This window comes from Algorimicrobium algoritergicola (assembly GCF_008086165.1).
In the GTDB taxonomy this organism is placed as follows: domain Bacteria; phylum Bacteroidota; class Bacteroidia; order Flavobacteriales; family Flavobacteriaceae; genus Algorimicrobium; species Algorimicrobium algoritergicola.
Genome location: NZ_VSKL01000004.1, coordinates 271,073 through 295,022, shown reverse-complemented (window position 1 = coordinate 295,022; position 23,950 = coordinate 271,073). Strand labels below are relative to the sequence as shown.

Annotated in this window: 25 protein-coding genes; 10 read left to right on the top strand and 15 right to left on the bottom strand. The window is 33.2% G+C overall.

Going from position 1 to position 23,950, the window contains the following annotated elements:
* From ES675_RS11960 to ES675_RS11930, 7 genes are all read right to left on the bottom strand, one after another.
* Positions 1-1,134: an efflux RND transporter periplasmic adaptor subunit gene (locus tag ES675_RS11960; RefSeq protein WP_066251294.1), complete on the bottom strand. Its 1,134-nt coding sequence runs from the start codon at positions 1,132-1,134 to the stop codon at positions 1-3.
* 120 nt (positions 1,135-1,254) lie between these two features.
* Complete coding sequence (locus ES675_RS11955) at positions 1,255-1,827, bottom strand: pentapeptide repeat-containing protein (RefSeq protein ID WP_066251302.1); 573 nt, start codon at positions 1,825-1,827, stop codon at positions 1,255-1,257.
* Positions 1,828-2,530: 703 nt separating this feature from the next.
* On the bottom strand, positions 2,531-2,884 hold the full coding sequence (gene rplS / locus ES675_RS11950; protein ID WP_066251305.1) for a 50S ribosomal protein L19: 354 nt from the start codon (positions 2,882-2,884) through the stop codon (positions 2,531-2,533).
* 142 nt (positions 2,885-3,026) lie between these two features.
* Positions 3,027-3,707: a tRNA (guanosine(37)-N1)-methyltransferase TrmD gene (gene trmD, locus ES675_RS11945; protein WP_066251311.1), complete on the bottom strand. Its 681-nt coding sequence runs from the start codon at positions 3,705-3,707 to the stop codon at positions 3,027-3,029.
* A gap of 146 nt (positions 3,708-3,853) precedes the next feature.
* Complete coding sequence (locus tag ES675_RS11940) at positions 3,854-4,465, bottom strand: tRNA (guanine-N1)-methyltransferase (RefSeq protein ID WP_066251315.1); 612 nt, start codon at positions 4,463-4,465, stop codon at positions 3,854-3,856.
* Between the two features lie 198 nt (positions 4,466-4,663).
* Positions 4,664-6,112, bottom strand: coding sequence for a glyceraldehyde-3-phosphate dehydrogenase (locus tag ES675_RS11935; protein ID WP_066251320.1), 1,449 nt, complete (start codon positions 6,110-6,112; stop codon positions 4,664-4,666).
* Between the two features lie 170 nt (positions 6,113-6,282).
* Positions 6,283-7,698, bottom strand: coding sequence for a trypsin-like peptidase domain-containing protein (locus ES675_RS11930; RefSeq protein ID WP_066251322.1), 1,416 nt, complete (start codon positions 7,696-7,698; stop codon positions 6,283-6,285).
* A gap of 148 nt (positions 7,699-7,846) precedes the next feature.
* On the opposite strand from ES675_RS11930, the gene dapF reads away from it, so the two are divergent.
* The 5 genes from dapF (at position 7,847) to ES675_RS11905 (ending at position 11,875) form a co-directional block, all read left to right on the top strand.
* On the top strand, positions 7,847-8,626 hold the full coding sequence (dapF, locus tag ES675_RS11925; protein WP_066251325.1) for a diaminopimelate epimerase: 780 nt from the start codon (positions 7,847-7,849) through the stop codon (positions 8,624-8,626).
* Positions 8,620-9,144, top strand: a complete 525-nt coding sequence (locus tag ES675_RS11920) for a GNAT family N-acetyltransferase (protein WP_066251328.1) — start codon at positions 8,620-8,622, stop codon at positions 9,142-9,144. Before dapF ends, ES675_RS11920 begins: the two co-directional genes overlap by 7 nt.
* Positions 9,145-10,188: an endolytic transglycosylase MltG gene (mltG, locus tag ES675_RS11915; RefSeq protein WP_066251331.1), complete on the top strand. Its 1,044-nt coding sequence runs from the start codon at positions 9,145-9,147 to the stop codon at positions 10,186-10,188. It abuts the gene before it with no gap.
* A 3-nt stretch (positions 10,189-10,191) separates the two neighbouring features.
* Positions 10,192-11,100: a DUF2279 domain-containing protein gene (locus tag ES675_RS11910; protein ID WP_394349085.1), complete on the top strand. Its 909-nt coding sequence runs from the start codon at positions 10,192-10,194 to the stop codon at positions 11,098-11,100.
* Positions 11,101-11,209: 109 nt separating this feature from the next.
* Complete coding sequence (locus ES675_RS11905; protein WP_066251341.1) at positions 11,210-11,875, top strand: peptidoglycan-binding protein LysM; 666 nt, start codon at positions 11,210-11,212, stop codon at positions 11,873-11,875.
* 6 nt (positions 11,876-11,881) lie between these two features.
* Here the strand turns inward: ES675_RS11905 and ES675_RS11900 are convergent, their stop codons facing one another.
* The 4 genes from ES675_RS11900 to dnaA form a co-directional block, all read right to left on the bottom strand.
* The gene (locus ES675_RS11900; RefSeq protein ID WP_066251344.1) at positions 11,882-12,598 is read right to left on the bottom strand and encodes an SAM-dependent methyltransferase; all 717 of its coding nucleotides are present in this window, start codon (positions 12,596-12,598) and stop codon (positions 11,882-11,884) included.
* The gene (locus ES675_RS11895) at positions 12,598-14,004 is read right to left on the bottom strand and encodes a PQQ-dependent sugar dehydrogenase (RefSeq protein ID WP_066251347.1); all 1,407 of its coding nucleotides are present in this window, start codon (positions 14,002-14,004) and stop codon (positions 12,598-12,600) included. The genes ES675_RS11900 and ES675_RS11895 overlap by 1 nt, the downstream gene beginning before the upstream one ends.
* 84 nt (positions 14,005-14,088) lie before the next feature.
* Positions 14,089-14,529, bottom strand: a complete 441-nt coding sequence (locus ES675_RS11890; protein ID WP_082985910.1) for a low molecular weight protein-tyrosine-phosphatase — start codon at positions 14,527-14,529, stop codon at positions 14,089-14,091.
* Positions 14,530-14,582: 53 nt separating this feature from the next.
* Complete coding sequence (dnaA, locus tag ES675_RS11885) at positions 14,583-16,010, bottom strand: chromosomal replication initiator protein DnaA (RefSeq protein WP_066251354.1); 1,428 nt, start codon at positions 16,008-16,010, stop codon at positions 14,583-14,585.
* A 181-nt stretch (positions 16,011-16,191) separates the two neighbouring features.
* Here dnaA and ES675_RS11880 point away from each other — a divergent pair, with 181 nt between their 5' ends.
* Entirely contained in the window at positions 16,192-16,596 is a 405-nt protein-coding gene (locus ES675_RS11880; RefSeq protein ID WP_066251359.1) for an acyl-CoA thioesterase, read from the top strand.
* Here ES675_RS11880 and ES675_RS11875 read toward each other — a convergent pair.
* Genes ES675_RS11875 through ribD form a run of 4 tightly spaced genes read right to left on the bottom strand, consistent with a single transcriptional unit; the run spans position 16,593 to position 19,686 of the window.
* On the bottom strand, positions 16,593-17,210 hold the full coding sequence (locus ES675_RS11875) for an IMPACT family protein (protein WP_066251362.1): 618 nt from the start codon (positions 17,208-17,210) through the stop codon (positions 16,593-16,595). The genes ES675_RS11880 and ES675_RS11875 overlap by 4 nt on opposite strands.
* The gene (locus ES675_RS11870) at positions 17,211-18,074 is read right to left on the bottom strand and encodes an EamA family transporter (RefSeq protein WP_066251365.1); all 864 of its coding nucleotides are present in this window, start codon (positions 18,072-18,074) and stop codon (positions 17,211-17,213) included. It lies immediately after the preceding gene.
* Positions 18,071-18,682, bottom strand: a complete 612-nt coding sequence (locus tag ES675_RS11865) for an HAD family hydrolase (RefSeq protein WP_066251368.1) — start codon at positions 18,680-18,682, stop codon at positions 18,071-18,073. Before ES675_RS11865 ends, ES675_RS11870 begins: the two co-directional genes overlap by 4 nt.
* Positions 18,679-19,686, bottom strand: a complete 1,008-nt coding sequence (gene ribD / locus ES675_RS11860) for a bifunctional diaminohydroxyphosphoribosylaminopyrimidine deaminase/5-amino-6-(5-phosphoribosylamino)uracil reductase RibD (protein ID WP_066251371.1) — start codon at positions 19,684-19,686, stop codon at positions 18,679-18,681. The genes ES675_RS11865 and ribD overlap by 4 nt, the downstream gene beginning before the upstream one ends.
* A gap of 35 nt (positions 19,687-19,721) precedes the next feature.
* Here ribD and ES675_RS11855 point away from each other — a divergent pair, with 35 nt between their 5' ends.
* The 4 genes from ES675_RS11855 to ES675_RS11840 all read left to right on the top strand — a co-directional run bounded on the left by ES675_RS11855 (position 19,722) and on the right by ES675_RS11840 (position 23,927).
* Complete coding sequence (locus tag ES675_RS11855) at positions 19,722-20,213, top strand: GNAT family N-acetyltransferase (RefSeq protein ID WP_066251376.1); 492 nt, start codon at positions 19,722-19,724, stop codon at positions 20,211-20,213.
* A 19-nt stretch (positions 20,214-20,232) separates the two neighbouring features.
* Positions 20,233-21,099, top strand: a complete 867-nt coding sequence (prmC, locus tag ES675_RS11850; RefSeq protein ID WP_066251379.1) for a peptide chain release factor N(5)-glutamine methyltransferase — start codon at positions 20,233-20,235, stop codon at positions 21,097-21,099.
* A 4-nt stretch (positions 21,100-21,103) separates the two neighbouring features.
* Positions 21,104-23,098 carry an NAD-dependent DNA ligase LigA gene (gene ligA, locus ES675_RS11845; protein WP_066251380.1) on the top strand — a complete coding sequence of 665 codons (1,995 nt, stop codon included), beginning with the start codon at positions 21,104-21,106 and terminating at the stop codon, positions 23,096-23,098.
* Between the two features lie 100 nt (positions 23,099-23,198).
* Positions 23,199-23,927: a hypothetical protein gene (locus ES675_RS11840; protein ID WP_148367471.1), complete on the top strand. Its 729-nt coding sequence runs from the start codon at positions 23,199-23,201 to the stop codon at positions 23,925-23,927.
* Positions 23,928-23,950: the final 23 nt, after the last annotated feature.

Below are 23,950 nucleotides of genomic sequence, written 5' to 3'. Positions count from 1 at the left end.
TTATTGGTTATCCTTTGAAGTTTTATTTTCAGTAAATGGCTTTACAAGCATTCCTGAATAGGCTCCTGGAACTGGTTTATTCAAAATAATTGTACCATCTGGAACATTTTTTAAAACAACGGTTGTTTCAGAATAGAAAACAGGTTTAACATCTAGTATATCAAGGGTATTATCTTTTACAATAAAAATCTGATTCCCATCTAACATTAAGTTTCTGTTGATTTCGATAGCATTTCCTTCTTTTTTAGCATTCAAACTTGCTTCCAAATACATACCTTCTTTAAGGCGTTCATTTTCAACTTCAATATAAGCCGTAATGGTTTGTGTTGCGGCATCAATACTTCCATTAATTCTGGAGATCTTTCCATTATAACGCTCTGTATGCTCTATATTTTGTAATTCAACATCTTCATTTACTTTTAAAAGGCCTGCGTAGGATTTACTCAAAGCTATTTCCATTTCATAAACGGTAGGATCAATATATTCACCTAGTTTTTGTCCGCTTCTAATTAGGGCGCCTTCAGTAATTAAAGCTTCCGTTAGAATACCATTAAAAGGCGCTGAAATATTATACTTTGCTAAGCGTTGTTCTAAATTTTTAACATTGTAATAATTGGAAACGATACCACGACCTGTAATGAAATAATTTTCCTTGTCTGATGTCATTTCAGGAAGTTTTGGGGTGGTTTTATTTAAATCGAAACTACTTAAATACGTTTGCCATTTCTGAAACATGTTAGGGAAATCTAATCGTAGGTCAGGCATTATAGCCGCAATAGTATTGTAAAGATTGCTTTTTGCCGATTGTACACTAGCGTAGTATTCAGAAGCATCAACCCTTATAAGCGTTTCACCTTTTTTATAGTATTGGCCTGGTTTAAATAGTTTATTCCCAGACTTAAAAATTCCTTGAACTTCGGCATATAATTCCACACGTTGTTTGGCCACTAAACTGCCATTTGCGGGAATTAAGATAGGAATAGTGGTATTTTTAACGGTATCTGTATAAACCGTTTTTACAATCTTTTCTATAACCGGTTTCGGTTTTGTTTTGCTGTCTATTAAAGATTTAGCAATAAAAAAAGAACCCAATATTAGTAGGACTCCTAAAATTGAAAGTATGATATTTCGCATCTGAAACTGGTTAGTTGTAGTTGTTAGATAGCAAAACTATCTTTAAGTTTAATTTAGTAGTCTTAAAAAAATCATAAAAAACGTAATTGTGGTTGGAAAAGAGCTTAATTATATAGCGAATTATTCTATAATAAGTTGATAAGGTTTTAGTAGGCCTAGTACATTTTCTTTCGAAAATTTGGCTGATTTTAAATTATTATATTCCGGATTCATTGTAATATTTTGAGATGTTGAAAAATCGGCATGAGATAGGTTTGATTTGTAGAAAACAGCCTGATCCAAATTGCAGTCTAAAAAACTGGCATAGGAGAGGTCTGCATCAGAAAATTCTGTTTGCTTTAATGAGCACGAATGGAATTGGGTGTTTTTTAATTTCAGATTATTAAATGCGGATAGGTTTAATAAGCAGTTTTTAAATGAAAAAGATAGTAAAAAGGGATTGCAAGTATTAAAGAAAACACCAAGTATTTTGCAATCGGTAAATATTACATCTTTAAAAGTGGCATCTTTAACTTTAGCAGAACTTAAATTACAGTTAATAAACTCACATTCTGTAAATGATATATAAGATAGAAATGCATCTGAAAAATCACAGTCTATAAATTGGCAATTATCATACTCAGCCTTAGCAAGAGGCTCGTGGGTGTACGTTTGTTTTTTAAAGGTTTTATCGCAGATGTAGGGAAGGGACATGGTGATTTATTTTTTTCTGTCCAAAACTACTCAAAAAAACGGTTTATTAAAAAACAAAAGCCATATCATATCAGACGAACGTCTGGTTTGACATGGCTTTCTTTGAAATAGCTGAACATGATCTATGTAATCTTACAATTACAGGATGTAGAAAACTATCTACATGTTTCAATTCAAGGGTTACTATTTCAAAAGTGAAACATTTCTAAACGCAACTTTCAAAATGTATTGACCTGTTGCAAAATGTCTCGGTTTACTGTTTTTCTTGATGTTTTGTCTTTATTGAGATTCATATACATGAACTACAAACACTCAAAACATTGTTTCATAATCTAATTCTCACTTTCGTTTCTAATAGATATTTGAAAACTTTCAACTTTTATTACTACTAACTGCAAACACATTTAGCATCTTAAAAAGTATCATGATTTTTTAGTTACACACGAAAACGTGTTTACCGCAAAACCTCAAAAAACAATAAGATTTAAAGAACGTATCTTTAGTGAATTAAAAATAAATTTGCTTTTTTAGAACAAAACCAATTAGGTTGTCTTATAATTCTTGTACTAATATAAGGCAGAATTGTTGTTTTTAAAAATATTTAAGATATTAGATATCAACAACTTATAAACCGGAGTTATTAACTTTTGTTAATAAAAAAAGCCCTGTAAAAACAGGGCTTTCCAACGTTATCAACAAAGTATTAACGTTTCATACTTTCTTTGATTCTAGCTTTCTTACCAGTTAAGCCTCTAAAGTAGTAGATACGTGCACGACGTACTTGACCACGTTTGTTAACTTCAACTTTCTGTAAAGCTGGCATATTGATTGGAAAAATACGTTCTACACCAATAGTTCCTGACATTTTTCTAATAGTAAATGTTTCAGAAGAACCTGCTCCTCTTCTTTGAATAACAACACCTCTAAAGAACTGTGTACGTACTTTTTCGCCTTCTCTAATTTCGTAATAAACTGTAATTGTGTCTCCAGCACTAAACTCTGGAAAATCTTTTTTAGGTACAAACTCTTGTTGTACAAATTTGATTAAAGATTCCATATCTTTTATTTTTTTCTTAATTAATCCGAAACAACATCCACGATTATCGCCAGAGGTTAACTCGAAATTGGCTGCAAAGATAACTATTTATAAATAACTTGCAATTAATAATTTCACTTTTTAAAAGGTGGAAATTAGGCCTTTATTTTTCATCCAATAAATCAGGCCTGAGGGTTTTAGTGCGCTCGTAAGCTTGCTCTTCGCGCCATTTTTCAATTTTTGGAAAGTTCCCGCTAAACAATAATTCAGGTACTTTCCAACCTTTGTATTCACGAGGTCTGGTGTAAATTGGTGGTGCTAATAGATTATCCTGAAACGAATCAGTAAGCGCAGATGTCTCATTTCCTAAAACTCCAGGGATTAAACGAATAATGGCATCACATAATACAGCAGCACCCAATTCCCCTCCTGAAAGCACATAATCGCCTATGGAGATTTCGCGTGTTATAAAATGATCGCGAACGCGTTGATCCACTCCTTTATAATGTCCGCACAGAATAATAATGTTTTCCTTTAATGAAATTTGATTGGCAATACCTTGATTTAACGTTTCACCATCAGGTGTCATATAAATAACCTCGTCATAATTGCGTTCAGATTGTAACTGTGTAATACATTTATCAATCGGTTCAATCATCATAACCATGCCTGCACCACCACCAAATTGGTAGTCGTCTATGGTTTTATAATTGTCGGTTGTATAATCACGTAAATTGTGAAAATGTACTTCTACCAAGTTCGCATCAATAGCACGTTTTAAAATAGAAGCTTCAAACGGACTTTTTAATAATTCTGGTAAAACGGTAATAATATCGATACGCATGATGGCAGTTTTGAACTGCAAATATACTTGAAATGTTTTGGGAATCTGAATTTTTATAGATTGATAAATAAGCTAAATCTTAAAAGCAAAAAAAAATCTACAAACGCAAGTTGTAGATTTTATTTATTGAATTGAAAAAGAAATTACTAATTAATTCCTTTTTGTTTATTGAGTTCGTCTTGAAGTTGGCGTCTCACTTTCTGCTCACGTTCTAAAGCTGTGCGTCTGTGTTCGTCAAATTCATCTTCCGTTTCTGAAAGATTTTTTTGTGCTTCTCGTGTTATTGTATTGCTGTTTTTAAACTTGTAAATAAACAGGAGTAATAACGCTAGCAATAACGCAACTATAGACCACATGAGAATATTATAGTTTGGTTTGGTCATTTGTAAACCAAACAATTCCATATTGTTTTTTTCGCTTGTCGTTTTATTTAATGTGTCTTCTGTATTTTTCAGACTACTTTTTAAGCTTGCTATTTCACTATTTTGATTAGAAATAGTGCCTTCAGCCGTTGCTAATTCTGAATGAATAGATTTTAAAGAATCTAGCGTATGTGCTTTTAAAGTATATAGCCAGTTCTTTTTAACTACTTTATAGTCTTGATAATTGTTAGAACGTTGAATTACATATTCAAATTGGTTGTCTATGGTGCCGTTTTCTAAAGATAATTGGTCATCAGCTTCTGTAGCATCTTGTGCGCTTAATGACGCGTAACTTGCTATGAATAATAGTAATATAATTTTTTTAAGACTGTTCATTTTGTAGTTGTAAAGAAATGTAGTTGCTAAAATAAGAAAATATGTTTAGTATAAAACACAATACTCAAAAAGCCTCACGTTTGGAGGCCAAATTATATACGAATGACTTTATAATTTAGATGTCGAACAGGCATAATTTTTTTAAAAAAAAATCTCGCTTAATTTAAGCGAGATTTTTATTCTATATAATTTAAAAGATTAGTAGTACGTAAAGCGTCTTACTTTTGCAATATATTTTGCTAATCGAATAACTTGATGGCTATAACCATATTCATTATCATACCATATATATAATACCGCATTTTTACCATCTGGACGAACGATGGTTGCTTTACTATCGTAAATTGCAGGTGCTGAACTACCAACAATATCACTAGAAACTAGCTCATCACTTAATTCATACTTTATTTGTTCCACTAAATTACCTTCTAAAGCATATTTCTTTAAAGTGGCATTAATAGCATCTATTGAAGTCGCTTTTTCTAAATCCAAATTCAATATAGCTAAAGAACCATTAGGAACAGGAACACGAATAGCGTTAGATGTTAACTTCCCTTCTAAACTTGGTAATGCTTTTGAAACCGCACTTCCTGCACCAGTTTCTGTAATAACCATGTTTAAAGCAGCAGCACGTCCACGACGGTATTTGCTATGGAAGTTATCTACTAAATTCTGATCGTTTGTATAGGCGTGAATAGTTTCCAAGTGGCCACTTTTTACACCAAATGTATCTTCAATAGCCTTTAAAATTGGCGTAATAGCATTTGTTGTACAAGATGCTGCAGAAAATATATCTACCGTATCTGGATTGTGTTCTTCATGATTTACACCATGCACTATATTAGGGACACCTTTACCTGGTGCTGTAAGTAAGACTTTGTCCGCTCCTTTAGATTTTAAATGTCTGCTTAATGCTTCATGATCTCTAAAAGCACCAGTGTTATCTATAACTAATGCATTATTGATACCGTATTTTGTGTAATCAATATCTTCTGGCGCATTGGCTGAAATGATGTAAACCGTTGTACCATTAATAATTAATGCACTGTTTTCAAGATCGGCAACAACAGTTCCCGAAAAATCACCATGAACCGAATCATTGCGCAGTAAAGAAGCTCTTTTTTCTAAAACTGTTTTATCTATTTTTCCACGTGTTACAATAGCTCGTAAACGCAACTGACTACCTTTGCCTGTTTTTGTCATTAATTCACGTGCTACTAAACGACCAATACGTCCAAAACCATAAAGCACAACGTCTTTTGGTTGGATAGGATGTTCCGTTTTTGCGCCTTGTAATCTATCAGCTACAAAAGCTAAAGCATTACTAAATTTCTTCTCTTCTAAATGATATTCATATGTTAGTTTACCAATATCTAATTTGGCAGGTGGTAAATCCAACGTTTTGATAGCTTGTGCTATTTCAACAGAATCGAAAATAGAAATTGGTTTTTGAACAAACTCGCCTGCATATTCGTGTAAATTTAGAATTTCACTGACGTTACGGTCAATTAATTGATTTCTAAACAGGACCAGCTCGATAGATTTGTCATACCATAGATCGCTAATAATTTTAATAAATTCTACCGTAGCTCTTCGTCTATCGGCTTGAAATGCTAATTCGCTTTCATAAGTCTCGTTAAAACTCATTGTGTAATAATTTTAGTGTGTTGTTAAATGTTATCTATCCAAGCTGTTTTTTAGGCTCTTGAATCTGCGTGCAAAAATAGTACATTTCAACCGTTTTCGCTGTGTATTTCGCATAAAAAATCCCTTAAACATATAGAAACGTTAAAGGGATTTTTTTGGTTTGCAGCCTGTTACCTAAAAATAAAACTGTGCTTTTGGCCACGTGTATTTATAATGCTTATTTTTTCAATATTCTTATCAAAAGCATTTCCATATTTCTCTTTTAAGTTAGAAATATCATCAATACTATTAATTTGAATATCATTTATATCCGTAATAATATACCCTTTATTCAAGCCGATTTTTTGATACAGCCAGTAATTATCGCTTTTGGTTACCAACACACCATGATCAATTTGATATTGCTCTTTAATGTCTTTTGAAATGTTTTTCACTTGAATATCTAAAAATTCCGTTGTTAGAATCTCAAATTTCGATAATGTGACTGGAATAACTTTTTCGGAATTGTCTCTCAAAACCAACACATCTACCACATCATCAGGACGTTTTGTGTTTAAATAACCTGTTAAATCGGCAAATTTTGAAATCCTAACATTATCAATTTTAGTAATGATATCGCCTTTTTTAATTCCGGCTTGTTCGGCTCCTGACTGCGATTCAACAGCTCCTACATAAAATCCTTCGGTTAAATTAACTTCCAATTCTTCCGATGCTTTTCCATTTAAACTAATTCCACTAACGCCTAAAATACCATTCTGAACAATCCCGAATTCCATTATATCTTCTACCACTTTACGCGCAATATTACTAGGAACGGCAAAGGAATAGCCAATATAGGAACCCGTTTGTGAGCTGATGGCCGTATTTATACCAATTAACTCCCCATTACCATTAACCAAAGCGCCTCCAGAGTTCCCAGGGTTTACAGCCGCATCAGTTTGAATAAACGATTGGTAATTTTGTCCAGATAAATCACGTGATTTTGCCGAAATAATTCCAGCCGTAACCGTTGATGTTAAATTAAATGGATTACCAACAGCTAAAACCCATTCGCCAATTTTAGCCATATCTGAATCGCCAAACGTGATGAATGGTAAATCTTCATCAGCTTCAATTTTTAATAAAGCGATATCCGTTTTTGGATCAGTTCCTATTAAAGTAGCTTGATAAATCTTATTGTCGTTGGTGGTTATGGATAGTTCTTTTGCGCCAGCAATAACGTGGTTATTGGTAATGATGTAACCGTTTTTATTAATAATTACTCCACTTCCAGTTCCTACTTGTGCTTTTTGTGAACGTCTACCATAAAAGTAATCTTGCATGGTTGTAGGTGCCGAAACAATGGCTGTGTTTTTTACGTGAACAACCGCATGCACGGTTTCTTCTGCCGCATTCACAAAATTGGGAACATCTTCTGCATTGCGTAAATTAGTCTTATTGTAACTTGTTGGTAGGTAGTTTGTTAATTCTTGTTGTGATTCCGTTGTAGTTGTTAAAACTTCTGGCTCTAAAAATAATTTATAAGCAGATAAAGTTATGGCACCACCTAATACGGAAACAAATACGAGCGTTAAAATCTTTTTCATAATCTATGATTGTTTTAATTAAATGAATAACGATTAAAATTAATTTATTATTGAATGGCTTTATCAAGTTTAACTTTTTTTAACGTACACTTTAACGCCTAATTAACATAGAAAAAAACCACCTTTAATTCATATATTTGCCCTGCTTATGATTTATACATTTTATAAATATCAAGGAACAGGTAACGATTTCGTCATGATTGACAATCGTCACCTTATGTTTGACAAAAACAATACCAAAGCCATTAAAAAGCTATGCGACAGACGTTTTGGCATAGGAGCTGATGGTTTAATTTTGTTGGAGAATCACGATACACTGGATTTTAAAATGGTGTATTACAATTCCGATGGAAACGAAAGCTCTATGTGTGGAAATGGTGGACGTTGTATTGTAGCCTTTGCTAATTTATTGGGTATTATTAAAAAGGTCACACAATTTATGGCGATTGATGGTAAACATGATGGCGTAATGGAAGCTGATTTGGTAAAACTTCAAATGCAAGATGTTCCTCAAATAAATATATTTGATACCCATGTGTTTTTAAATACAGGGTCGCCACACCATGTGCAGCTGACTACTGATTTAAAAAATATCGATATAAAAAAGACAGGTTCAAAAATTAGATATGGGGAGCCTTACAATGAATTAGGAACGAATGTAAATTTTGTTGTAAAAAATTCAGAGACTAATTTTTCTGTTCGAACATACGAACGTGGTGTTGAAGATGAAACCTTATCCTGTGGTACTGGTGTAACCGCTGTTGCATTGGCCATGCATGCTATTGGTGAAACGAAAAAGAACCTTATTTCATTAGAAACGGAAGGTGGTGAACTACAGGTTTCTTTTGAGAAAAACGATTTTAAGTATCAGAATATTTGGCTTATTGGTCCAGCAACGCAAGTTTTTAAAGGTGAAATAGAATGTTAACATTACAAGGGAAACATATGTATTTGCGCGCATTGGAACCAGAAGATTTGGATTTCATTTATACCATTGAGAATGACGAATCCATTTGGGAGTTAAGCAGTACACAAACACCTTATTCACGATATTTAATAAAACAATATCTTGAAAATGCTCATAAGGATATTTATGAAGTGAAACAGCTACGTTTAGTAATCGCGAATGAAAATCATGAATCCATTGGGTTGATAGATTTATTTGATTGCGATTTCAAAAATAAACGTGCTGGTATTGGTATTCTTATTTATAGCACATCCGATAGGCAACAAGGTTATGGAAATGAAGCTTTAAAATTATTGATGTCGTATGCTAAAACGCATTTAGACTTACATCAGTTATTTTGTAATATTTCAGAAGACAATATTATGAGTTTAAATCTGTTTGAAAGCAATGGATTTATAAAAATAGGATTAAAAAAAGATTGGAATTATGTAAATGATTCCTATAAAAACGAATATTTATTACAACGAATTTTAAATTAAATGTATATCAAAAAAATACTTTGGGCTGTTGCTCTTATCGGATTATTAGTAGCTGCTTACTTTGCTTATTTTGTGTATAGCACCATGTTTTCACCAAATACGGCTTTTAATAATGATGAAGCTTATATTTATGTTTCTACTAACGCACCATATTCAGAAGTACGTGAACAATTACAGCCGCTTTTAAAGGATATTAGTTCTTTTGATGCACTTGCCAAGCAGAAAAAATACACAACGAATCTTAAGGCAGGTCGTTATGCTATTAAAAAAGGCATGAACAATAATGATATTATAAATTCCATTCGCAGTAAAAACTTGCCCTTTAATTTGGCGTTTAATAATCAGCAATCATTGGAAGATTTGGCAGGACGCATCAGTATGCAAATTGAAGCAGATAGCGTGTCTTTAGTTACTGCCATGCGCGACCCCGAGTTTTTAAAAGCTAATAAATTTTCCAATGCAACGGCGCTAGGGATGTATTTACCTAACAGTTATCAATTCTTTTGGAATACGTCAGCGGAACAATTTCGCGATCGCATGTTAACGGAATACAATCGATATTGGACAGATAGTAGATTAGCAAAAGCCAAAGCATTAAATTTAACTCAAAATGATGTAATGACTTTGGCATCCATTGTATATGAAGAATCCAAACAAGCTGAAGAACAACCACGTGTTGCAGGTGTTTATATTAATAGGTTGCGAATTAAAATGCCATTACAAGCTGATCCAACCTTGAAATATGCGGCATACCAATTGCCAGAATATCAAAACACCATTATTAAGCGTGTATTGAATAAACATAAAGAAATCAATTCACCGTACAATACGTATATGTATGCAGGATTACCTCCAGGATTGGTTACCATGCCAGATATTTCTGCTATTGATGCTGTTTTGAATTACGAAAAACATAGTTATTTATATTTTGCTGCAGATGCCAAGCGATTAGGATATCATAAATTTGCTAAAACCTTAAGTCAGCATAATGCAAATGCCCGTGAATATCATAGTTATCTTTCTAAACAAGGTATTTATCAATAAAGCTTGAAACACATATTATTACATATCGCTTTTGGACTTATGTCTTTGACATGTGTTTCTCAATCCGCTATCAATGCTTTTTTAAAACCAAGTGATACTTTAAACAAGCCGAGACGAAATGCGGTTATTATATCAGAAGCTGCGCTTGGAACTATTTCTTTATTAGCTTTAAACCAGTTGTGGTATGCGGATTATCCGCGTTCTAATTTTCATACACTTGACGATAATAGCGAATGGTTACAAATGGATAAGTTGGGTCATGTGTATTCGGCTTATCAATTAGGTAGAGTAGGAGCTCATATTTTAAATTGGAGTGGTGTTAGTAAAAAAGATCAGCTCATTTATGGTGGTACGTTAGGTTTTACTTTCTTAACAGCTGTTGAAGTTTTAGATGGTTTTTCAGACGAATGGGGATTTTCTTGGGGAGATATGGCAGCCAATGCAGCAGGAACCGGATTGTTTATAGGCCAAGAATTGCTGTGGGATGAACAACGCATTACCATGAAATACTCCTTCCATAGAACGCAATACGCATCTCAACGACCCGACAAACTAGGAGATGGTTTGGCTGAAGAGTTTTTAAAAGATTATAATGGTCAGACCTATTGGTTAAGTTTCAATATTCATTCCTTCTTCCAGCAAAGTAAAATTCCAACTTGGATAAATGTAGCATTTGGTTATGGTGCTGATGGCATGTTAACCGGAAGCAATGAAACTGTAAATGGCATGTTCCAAAACCAAAATCGGGTTCGGCAATTTTATTTAAGTTTGGATGTTGACTTGACTAGAATTAAAACAAATTCTCACGTATTAAAGACCGTTTTTGATATTTTCAACACTATAAAAATACCATTTCCAGCTATGGAGTTCAACGAAGAAAATGGTATTCGCTTTCACGGAATCTACTTTTAGAAACACTTAATCGATTAATTGTCAGATATTAAAAAAAAGTTGTATATTTGCACGCTGAAATTTTACAACCCATTCCCTTAAAGAAATGAGTTAAAAAAATTCAAAAATTATGAGAAAAAGTATCTTAAATTATCTAGTACTAGTACTTATAATATGTGTCTTAATTGTAGGTTCGTTTACATCGAACAAGACCATAACAGAAAATGATTATTCAGTTAATGATTTAGCATTTAATACTGTTGAAACTTCTGAAATATCATTTGATCATATCTTACCGTTAGAAAAAACGTACAAACCGTTTTCACCAACTTTAGGAAAATCATTCGTAGGATTCAAAGAGGCTTTAGGCTTTAAAGAATCTAGAGGTGATTATTTTATAGTAAATACGTTTGGTTATCTAGGTAAGTACCAATTTGGTAAGGAAACATTAAAAATGATTGGAATCCATAATCCAGTTCACTTCTTGAAAAACCCAGAAATGCAAGAAAAGGCATTTTTGGCCAATGCAGAACGTAACAAGTGGATTTTACGAAAGGATATCAAGCGTTTTAATGGACAAACCATTAATGGTGTTCTTATTACCGAATCAGGAATTTTAGCGGCTGCACATTTAGCGGGTCCTGGAAATGTGAAAAAGTACTTAAGAAGCTATGGTGAACAAGGTTTTACCGATGCTTACGGAACGTCTATCCAATATTATATTAAAAAGTTTTCTGGATATGATACCTCTAAAGTAAAACCAAATAGAAAAGCAAAAGTGAAGTTAACAGCTTAATACGCCTTAACTTTTATGAATTATAAATAGTGCAGGTCTTTTATGTAGGTCTGCACTATTTTTTTTCCATGCTTGTGCAGATTGTGTTTTAATAAATTCGGTTGGTAAGGTAATATCGCAGGCAATGCAAACATCAGTATCTGGATGGAGTACCTTGCAAATATCTTCTAACATGGCATTATTTCTATAAGGCGTTTCAATAAATAACTGCGATTGATTTTGTTGAAAAGATAAACGTTCCAATCGTTGTAATTCTGCTTTTCGCTCTTGTTTGTCAATAGGTAAATAGCCATTAAAAGCAAAACTCTGGCCATTCATTCCAGAACCCATAACTGCCATTATAATAGAAGATGGACCAACTAAAGGTACAACCTGAATGTTCCTTTGATGCGCAATTTTTACAACGTCTGCACCAGGATCTGCAACAGCAGGACAGCCTGCTTCAGACAATAACCCAACGTTTTTGCCTTCCAAACACGGATTTAAAAACTCTGGAAGCTCCGTAAATTCTGTAAACTTATTAAGTGAAAACAATTGTAAAGACGGCTGATTTTTTTCTGGAGCTATACTTTTTATAAAGCGTCTCGCTGTTTTTTCATTTTCAACAATAAAAATATCAATGGCTTCAATAGTGTTTTTAACGGTAATTGGTAAAACATCTAATGGGTTTGTATCGCCAAGGGTTGTAGGTATTAGAAATAATTTTCCGAGTTTGGTGGTCATTAGTCTATAATCAGTTTTTTCGTGGATATGTTTTGATTGGAGTCGCTTATTTCAATAAAATATAAACCACTACTAATAGATGAAACAGAGATATTAACGTGTTGTTTGTTAATATTTGAAATGGTTTTTATGCGTTTGCCATGTACATCATAAATTACAACCTCCGAAAGGGTATTAGAAGCTGAAAAAGCATCAATGGATACAGAGTCTGTTGCTGGATTAGGATAAACTTTAATGGTTTTTAAATTATTTTCGTCAACACTTAAATTGGTATCTATTATTTTAAAAATTTCACCAGTGCTGGTAGCGGCAATGTACAATTCGCCTGCCATATCTTCGCCAAATGTTGTCCAACCTTTATTGTTAAATGGTTCTGTAAAAGCCATGGTCCACGTATTATTTTGAAATACGAGCGTACCGATTTCATCACTACAATAATCAGCAAAAAAGTAAGTGTCTACAAAAGCTGGGAATTGGCTACCTTGATAGCTGTATCCGCCTGTAATGGAGCATTTAAATTCACCACTGTTTGAATGTGTGTATTGCGAAACTGGAAAAACCATGGTGGAAGCATCAGCACAGCCACTTGTGTTGTATGGATCATTTCCTTCATAACAACGCCATCCGTAATTAATACCGCTCTCTGTGGTGCTTACTTTATTAATTTCTTCAATTTCATTTTGGCCAACATCTGCAATCCACAAATCGTTATTGGTTTTATCAAACGAAAAACGCCAAGGGTTACGTAGTCCGTAAGCCCAAATTTCATTTAATGCATTGGAATCAGAAATGAAGGGGTTGTCCGCCGGAATAGCGTAATTTAATTCGTTACTTGTATTATCAACATCAATACGTAAGAGTTTTCCTAAAAGTGTCGTTAAATCTTGCGATCGATTTTCAGGATCACCACCAGAACCACCATCACCAGAGGCTATGTATAAAAAACCATCTTCGCCAAAAGCTAAATCACCACCATTGTGGTTGCTATAAGGTTGATTTATTGATAATATAGGAAATTCAGAATTAGCGTCTGCAGTATTACTATTTGCAGGGCTAGTGGTAAATCGGGAAATAACGGTGTCACCTGAATTATTAATGTAGTTAACAAAGAAATATCCGTTGGTTGTATAATTGGGATGAAAAGCTAATCCTAATAATCCACTTTCACCACCACTATTACTTACTAAACTGTTAATATCTAAAAACGGTGTAGCGTTGACGTTTTGTTGGGCGTCAATAATTTTAATAACACCTGCTTTTTCAACAATGAATAAGCGATCGTCATTGGCGTGTTTTATGCCAATAGGATTGTTAAATCCAGCGGCATATAAATCGATACCTACTTGCTGTGCATAGGTTGTAATTGTAATTATTAAAAATACGACTAGGTTTAGGAGCTTTTTCATTTGTTTTAGATTTCTGTATTAGTACAAATTACAAAAAATAACCAACCGACTTAATATTTTAAAAAATTAAATAGTGACAGACAATTATTTAAGTAGTTTTTGGGAAAGATTTAAACACGCTTCATCCAGCATTTTGAAGGTGTTGTCAAAGCCTTGAATGCCACCAGTATAAGGGTCCGGAACGCTGTGATTTTGATTTGGATAAATTTCGTTTAATATGTAATTAACTTTTGCAATGTCATTTGCATTTCTGGCAAGCTTAACCACATTTTCAAAATTGGAACTATCCATAACATAAATGTAATCGAAGTTATCAAAATCGGCAACACTAAACTGTCTTCCACGTTGTGTTGTAATATCCAATCCGTATTTTTCAGCTATCTTAATAGAGCGCGGATCTGGCGTATCACCAACATGGTAATTTCCTGTTCCGGCAGAATCTACTAAAAACTCAGTGTCTGGAAGTTTTGATTTTAAAATGCCTTCAGCAAGAGGTGACCGGCAAATATTGCCTAAACAAACCATGAGTATTTTAGTAATGTTTGGATCCCGAGACATCGGAAGTATAATTTAGAGGATTAAACAGACAATTTTTTAGTTAAATCGTCTACATATTTTTTAAACTGCTTGTCGGTAGATGATAAATTGTCAACCGTTTTACAAGCGTGTAATACTGTAGCATGATCACGTTTTCCAATTTGTGAACCAATACTAGCCAATGAGGCTTTGGTGTATTTTTTCGCAAAAAACATTGCTAACTGACGTGCTTGAACAATATGGCGTTTTCTAGTTTTAGACTGTAAGGTATCTACATCCATCTGGAAATAATCAGATACAATTTTCTGGATATAATCTATAGAAACTTCGCGTTTGGTGTTTTTTACAAACTTTTCAACCACTTGTTTCGCTAAATCCGCCGTAATTTCTTTTTTATTGAAAGAAGACTGTGCAATTAATGAAATAATAGCACCTTCTAATTCACGAATGTTTGTTTTAATATGTTTGGCAACGTATTCAATAATTTCTTCTGGCATTTCAACACCATCACGATACAATTTGTTCTTTAAAATAGAAACACGCGTTTCAAAATCTGGACTTTGCAATTCAGCAGAAAGTCCCCATTTAAAACGAGACAATAAGCGTTGTTCAATATCCTGCATATCAACAGGTGCTTTATCACTCGTTAAAATAACTTGTTTTCCGTTTTGATGTAAATGATTGAAAATATGAAAAAATACATCTTGAGTTCCTGATTTACCAGATAAAAACTGAACATCATCAATAATTAAAATATCAATTATTTGATAAAAGTGAATAAAATCAATTCGGTTATTTTTCTTAACAGCATCTATATATTGTTGCGTGAATTTTTCAGCTGAAATATATAAAACCGTTTTTTCAGGATATTTATCTTTAATGTCCACACCAATAGCATGCGCTAAATGGGTTTTTCCTAAACCAACACCACCAAAAATTAATAATGGGTTAAAAGATGTTCCACCTGGTTTTGCCGCTACAGCTAAACCTGCACTTCGTGCTAATCGGTTAGAATCACCTTCTAAAAAATTTTCAAAACTATAATTAGGGTTTAATTGCGATTCAATTTTTACATTCCTAATACCAGGAATTATAAAAGGGTTTCGCAATTCTGGATTTTTATTATTTAAAGGAATATCAACGTCTTGAGCTTTTACAGATGAACGATTTGAACTTGGAATACGTTCCGTAAAAGGTTGTTTGTTACCATACGTGTTTTCCATTTTAATAATGTAAACCAATTTGGCATTTTCTCCAAGCTGTTTTGTTAAAGCAACTTTTAAAATTTTAACGTAATGTTCTTCCAACCATTCGTAAAAGAATTTACTTGGCACCTGAATACTTAGTGCGTTATCAGTGAATTTTACTGCGACTATAGGCTCAAACCATGTTTTATATGCTTGCGGTTGTATATTATCCTTAATAAATTCCAGACAATTTCCCCATACCGATTGCGCAGTTACACTCATTATAAAATTAAAAATTTAATCGTTAGTAGTTTATCAGGAAAATGAAATTTCCTTATTGATCTTTAGCTTGGCAAATATGTGAACAAAAATCTTAAAAAAAAAATGAATCTCTATTGAATATTAAGATATTTTTTCGCATACTTATTGCATTGCCTAAACTACAAAAAAATATTTAAACAATATGTTCTTTTTCGATGAAATACCTATAAGAGTGAGATATGGTGAAACCGACCAAATGGGCGTGGTTCATCATGGGAATTATGCGTTATATCTGGAAATGGGTCGAACGGAATGGCTTCGTAAAATGGGTCTCTCTTATAATGAAATGGAAAAAAGTGGTGTGATGCTTCCTGTAATTTCTATGAGCTTAAATTATAAGAAGTCAGCCCTTTATGATGAGGTGATTAAAGTGAAAACACAGCTAAATAAACTGCCTTCTGTGAAGATAGAATTTGACTATGAAATTACAAATGCGGCTGGTGATGTTTTAGCAACAGCAAACACCGTTTTAGCGTTTATTGATATGAATAGTAAACGTGCCATGAAGTGTCCGGACTATATTTTGAGGAAAATTGAATCGTTTTAATCACGTTCCTTAATTGACACTTCATAAATAGCTTCAAATTTTTCTAAAACCTTTGCGCTGTCTTTTAGGCGGACGGAAATAATAATCTGACAATCGAGTTCTAATGTTTGGTCAACAATCTTCAAATTGTTCTCTTTTATAACACGCATCACTTTATTCATATTTTTATAATCAAACCGAATAAGAAATTGCTTGTTTATAGTTCGCTTAACAATTTTTGATGCTTCCAAAGCCATTTGGGCCGTTGTTTTGTAAGCATTTATTAAACCACCAACACCTAATTTTACACCTCCAAAATAACGAACAACAACTATCAACACATTAGTAACATCATACGATTGAATTTGTCCGTAAATAGGCATGCCTGCACTATTATTAGGTTCGCCATCATCATTGGCTCTAAAATATATTTGGGCTTCATTCAAACCAGTTTGGTAGGCATAGCACCAATGTCCAGCGGTATGATGTTTCTTCTTTAAAACCTCTATATGTTCTTTAACTTCCTCTTCATGTTTTATTGGAAAAGCATAACCAAAAAACTTGCTGTTTTTATCTTTAAATAAGACTTCTTCGGAAGGTTTTGAAATGGTTTTATACGTGTCTTTTTGTGTCATTTACAAGGCTGTTACTAACAAAATCGAAATTACGGCTAAACTAATACCTATCCAATTTTTTGTAGAAAGCTTTTCTTTAAATAAGAATAAACCTAAAAGCGAGGTGAGCAAAATAATTGCTACATTATTAACCGTGAAAATGGTAGAACTTTCTAGCGTTTCATGATCCAATGCTTTTAAAATGTAATAAATAGAAGCATAGTTGACTATTCCTAAAGCAAATCCGCCTATTAAACTTTTAGGGTTAAATATAAATTTACCTTGTAGTTTTTTAATGAGTAACGTACTTATTCCAATTATAGCTGCAAAACCAAAAATGGTTGCCGAAAAAATAGGAATACCATTATCTGGCAAATAGGTTGTTTCAATATATTTAATGGATGTATCTATAATTCCTGAACCCAAAAATATAATAATAGGATAGATATAATAGGCTTTGTTTTTAATACGCGTTCCCGATTTCATAGATGATAAGTATACAGCTATCAGAGCGGCAACAATACCAACAATTTTAAATAAACCTGCACTTTCATTATACACATAAATACCAAAAACTACGGGAATAATCACGCTCATTTTTGTGGCGACACTGGCAACCGATAAACCGACACGTTGTGATGTAATAGCCATAACATTAAAAATGGCAATGAATAAAAAACCTAAAATAAGGGCACCATAAAACCATTCTGTTGAAATAATGGATTTGATGTTTATAGGTTCTTCATAAGCAATAATACCAATACAAAATGCTGTAATGTAATTGAAAACAATAGCTTGTAGCGTATTTACTTGGTGCTTATCAAATAGTTTAAAGAGCACAAAAATAATGGTGGACGCTAATATGCTTAAAAGTAAATAAATCAAAAGAGGTCTTTTTTAACGTTGAATAAATTAACAATATCATCTGTTTCGGGATTAATATGCCAGGTGTGAATACCCAATTCCGAGGCTGCAAGTATGTTTTCTTCCGTATCATCAATAAACAAACACGTTTCAGGATTTAAATTATTCTGGTTTAATACAAATTGATAAATAGAATGATTGGGTTTTCTTAATTGGATTTCATGCGATAAATAAAATTGGTCAAATTGAGATTTAAAGTTGTCATAAAAAAGAACGCGCTCTTGAATCCATTTAATATGAAACGCATTCGTATTGCTCAATAAAATGAGTTGGTATTTTTTATCGGATGCTAGTTGTTTTAAAAACACTAATCTATGGATTGGAAAATCTCTTAAAATATAATTCCATGCATCTAAAATCTCCGGTTCACTTAAATTAGGAAACTCATTTTTGTAAAAAGCTATAAATGCTTCGGAAGATATATGGCCTTGTTCATAAGCTTCGTTGCAAGCAATCATTTTAGGCGAAAATTCTTTTAATTGAAATAGATTTAGAGCGTTTTGCAAAGCGCCAACTTTATCTAAATTGATGAATACATCGCCAAAGTCGAAAATAAGTGTTTTAATCATAACGTGTTTTTGTAAATCCGTAACGTATCATCTTGGATAGACGTTTCTTCTAGTAATTCACCAGAAAAACTAGGCGCTTTTGTGCCTTCTGTAAATGTCGTTTTCCCCGTAAATACACGGGCTTCATCCCATAAGTTTTCATCAATAAAGGTTTGAAGTGTTTGTGCACCACCTTCAATAATTATGGATTGAATGTTCTTTTTATGTAAAAATTCACCAATTTGAATGGCAAGTGGTTTATTAAAATTGATATCGCTTTCCGTAATTCGAATGGTTTCAGCTTCGTTATTAAAAACGGCTAAATCATTGGAAAGTTTCTGCTGTTTATCAATTACAAACCGAATAGGATTTTTTCCAGTCCAATCCCTAACTGTTAAGCTTGGATTATCTGCCATAGCTGTATTCGTTCCTATTAAAATAGCTTGTTCTTCAGTTCGCCATTTATGCACTAATTGACGCGAAAATTCATTAGTAATCCAAACCGGTTTTTGTTCGTTACGTGTTTTTGGCGCTATAAAACCATCAGCTGTTTCAGCCCATTTTAATATAATATAAGGACGTTTCTTATTGTGAAATGTAAAAAAACGTTTGTGATGTTCTAGGCAAGCAATTTCTAAAACTCCTACAGTAACATGACATCCAGCTTCTATCAACTTTTTAATGCCATTTCCAGCAACTTTACTATGGGTGTCGGTCGTTCCAATAACAACATTTGGAATCTGATGTTTTATAATTAAATCGCTACAAGGTGGTGTTTTCCCGAAATGACTGCAAGGTTCTAATGTAACATAGATCGTGGCCTCTTTTAAAAGCGTCTTGTCTGTAACCGATTGAATGGCATTTACTTCGGCATGTGGACCACCAAATGGACTTGTATAGCCTTCGCCGATTATTTGATTTTTATATACAATTACCGAGCCTACCATTGGGTTTGGAGCTGTGGTTCCTAATCCATTTTTGGCAATTTCAATGCAGCGATTTATGTATTTTTCATGTATCTTCATCCCAGAATTTCAAGATGTAAAAATAAGACATTAAAGTGAGTCAAAATAATATTGTTATTAGAGAAATTACGCGAGCAGATAATGCGCAAATTGCAGCTGTTATTCGCTCCGTTTTTGAAGAGTTAGATGCACCTAAAGTAGGAACAGCTTATGAAGATGTGGCATTAGATGTGATGACGGAAACCTATAACAAACCTAAAATGGCCTATTTTGTTGTTGCAAATGGCGAAAAAATTATTGGAGGTTGTGGCATTGCGCCTTTAGAAGGAGAAACTGGAACTGTTTGCGAATTGCAAAAAATGTATTTCTTGCCGGAAGCACGCGGTTTGGGTTTGGGTTCTAAAATGATTGATATTTGTCTGAAAAAAGCACAAGAATTTGGTTTTGAATCCTGTTATTTGGAAACCTTACCATTTATGGTTGGCGCACAAAAACTCTATAAAAAAGTTGGGTTCAAACCTTTACAGACATCCATGGGAAGTACAGGTCATTATTCCTGTAACGTTTGGATGCTGAAACAATTATAAACCAATAAAAAATTACATTTTGATTTTAAAAGAGATCCAAATCATATTTCATAAAGAACTCGATTCCATATATGGTACCGATGAAGTAGGCAGTTTTTTTAATATTCTCATCGATTTTTATTTAGGTTTAAATAGAATCGCTTTAGTTCTGGAGCCAAATTACACGATAACGAAAGAAGAGGAACAACCACTATTTGAGGCTTTAAGTCGCTTAAAATTAGAGGAACCCATTCAGCATATTATTGGTGAAACCGAATTTTATGGATTGCCTTTTAAGGTGAATAAACATACCTTAATTCCCAGACCAGAAACCGAGGAGTTGGTGGATTTGATTTTAAAGTCGCTTTCCGGTAAAAAGGATCAACCTTTGAAACTATTAGATATTGGCACAGGAACGGGTTGTATAGCTATTAGTTTGGCAAAGCATTTACCAAATGCACACGTTTTTGCTGTTGATGTGAGTCCAGAAGCGTTAAAAGTGACTCGAGAAAATGCGAAATTGAATAACGTTTCTATTACATGTATTGAGGATAGTATTCTAGACATCCAAAATGACATGTTGAAATCTGCAATAGGTTTTTTCGATGTGATAGTGTCTAATCCACCTTATGTTCGTGATCTTGAAAAAGTAGAAATAAAAAATAATGTCTTACAGCACGAGCCTCATTTGGCTTTGTTTGTAAAAGATGATAATCCATTGCAATTTTATAAAGCAATTTCCGACTATGCTATGACAGCATTGAAGGAGAGTGGTTTGCTGTTTTTTGAAATAAATCAATATCTTGGCGCCGAAATGAAAACGTTACTGAAAACGGCACTATATAAAGACATTGAATTAAAAAACGATATGTTCGGAAATCAGCGCATGCTAAAAGGAATGAAATAAGTTTATGAGTATACAAGAACAAATAGAAGCATTACGAGACGAATTGCATCAGCATAATTACAATTATTATGTACAAGATAATTCCACTATTTCTGATTTCGAATTTGATGTAAAACTCAAGCAACTTCAAGAACTTGAAGCAAAACACCCAGAATTTTATGATGCTAGTTCGCCTACCTTACGAGTTGGTGGTGAAATAACCAAGAATTTTGAAACGGTTGCTCATGAGCATCGTATGTATTCCCTAGAGAATTCGTATTCTAAAGACGATTTGCTGGATTGGGAAACGCGGATTAAAAAAATGGTGGATGGTGCTATTAGCTATACCTGTGAATTAAAATATGATGGAGCATCTATCAGTCTCACTTATGAAAATGGTAAATTACTAAAAGCGGTTACTAGAGGTGACGGTTTTCAAGGCGACAACGTAACGGCAAATATTAAAACCATAAAATCTGTTCCCTTACAATTGAAAGGTGATTATCCTGAAAAATTTGATATTCGTGGCGAAATAGTTTTGCCTTTTGAAGGCTTTATCAAAATGAATGAAGAGCGGATAGAAATAGGAGAGGAACCTTATAGAAATCCACGAAATACAGCGTCTGGTAGTTTGAAGTTGCAAGATAGTAGTGAAGTAGCCAAACGACCGTTAGAATGTTTATTATATAATATTACAGGAAATAACCTAAATATAAAAACCCAATCTGAAAGCTTGGAAAAAGCGCGTTCTTGGGGGTTTAAAGTTCCTGAAATAGCAAAAGAAGTAAATTCCATTGATGCTGTTTTAGAGTTTATTGCACATTGGGATATTCATCGTCATGATTTGCCCTATGAAACCGATGGTGTTGTTATAAAGGTGAACGATTTACAACAACAAGAGGAATTAGGCTATACGGCCAAGGCACCACGTTGGGCAATGGCTTATAAATTTAAAGCCGAACAAGTTTCCACGCGACTCAATGAAATTACGTATCAAGTAGGTAGAACTGGTGCTATTACACCTGTTGCTAATTTGGAACCTGTCGAATTAGCCGGAACAACCGTAAAACGAGCATCTCTTCATAACGCAGATCAAATTGAAAAATTAGATATTTGTGAAGGTGATATGGTTTTTGTTGAAAAAGGAGGTGAAATTATCCCTAAAATAATTGCTGTCGATTTAAGCCAGCGTCCAGCAGATTCGCAGCCCACTCAATATATAACCCAATGTCCAGAATGTAACACGGCGTTAGTTAGGCAAGAAGGCGAAGCACAGCATTATTGTCCAAATTACAATGGTTGTAAACCACAAATTATTGGTAGAATCCAACATTTTATCAGCAGAAAAGCAATGGATATTGATGGATTGGGTGGAGAAACCGTTGCCTTATTCGTTAATGCTGCATTGATTTCTAATTATTCGGATTTATATGAATTAACACTTGAAGATGTTTTGCCATTAGAACGGATGGCGCAAAAAAGTGCCGAAAATTTATTAAATGGTATTCAAGCCAGTAAAGATGTTCCCTTTGAACGCGTTTTATTTGGATTGGGCATTAGATATGTTGGTGAAACTGTAGCTAAAAAATTAGTTAAACACTATAAAACGATTGGAGCGATAGCTAATGCAACAATTATTGATTTAGTAACTGTTGATGAAATTGGTGTACGAATAGCTGAAAGTGTGACCGATTTTTTCCAAACACAAACAAATATTGAAATTGTTGAACGGTTAATCCGATTTGGCGTTCAGATGGAAATTTCAGCTGAAAAATTAGCTAATCAAACTAATAAATTAGAAGGTCAAGCGTTTGTTGTTTCTGGTGTTTTTCATTTAGTTTCTAGAAATGAATTGAAGAAACTTATTGAGGATAATGGTGGAAAAGTATCATCATCTATATCATCAAAAACAAATTTTGTCATTGCAGGTGATAATATGGGACCTAGTAAAAAAGAAAAAGCGGACTCTTTAGCTGTTTCTATCATATCTGAACAAGATTTTTTAAATATGATTTTGTAATAATTATTTAGAATGACTCTGCTTTATCGATTAAAAGCTAAAAATGACGATTAATTGCAAATTTTATATATATTTGCTTTTATAATACCTATAGTTATTAATGAAGAATACCAACATTCTAATTTTTTTTATAATTGCTCTGTGCGTGTTGTTTGCTATTTTCCAATTTAGTGGACAAGAATATCTTTCAAGCGGAAGCAAGTCTTTAATTGTACCATTGTTTACAGTGCTGTATTTCATTAACGTACCCGAAAGGTCTAAATACTTTTCATTATTTCTTATTTTATTCTCCATTGCAGAACTTTCAGCCATTCTTGAGTATTTTAGTTTTGACTGGAGTCAAGAAAGATTAGATATGTATTATTTGTTAGGGAATTCTATTTATATTTTGGCCTATTTCTTTTTAATTCTAGAGGTTTTCAAAACTATAAATTTAAGAAAAGTATTGAAAAGCTATTTCATACATGTAGTTGTTCTGCTTGTGTTAAATATTTACATAGTTTATGTTTTAATAACTATTGTTAATCCAGAATTCCAAATAGATTCTTCAGGATACTTAATAGGTGTCGAGTTTGTATATAATATTGTTATGCTCATGTTATTGACCATTTCATTAATTAGTTATTTTTATAACGACAACAAAAAAACTTTGCTCTTGTTTTTTGGTTCTGTATGTATTGTTTTTTCAGAAGTGATCCAGATTGCCTATTTCTATATAGCAGATCAAGATTTACTAAATATTGCCCAAACCATATTATTTGTTTTAGCTTTTTGCTTCTTTTACTTTCAATCTAAAGTAAAAAACAAGAAAGTACATTTCTTCGCATAGTTTACAACATTCCCTTTTTGAAT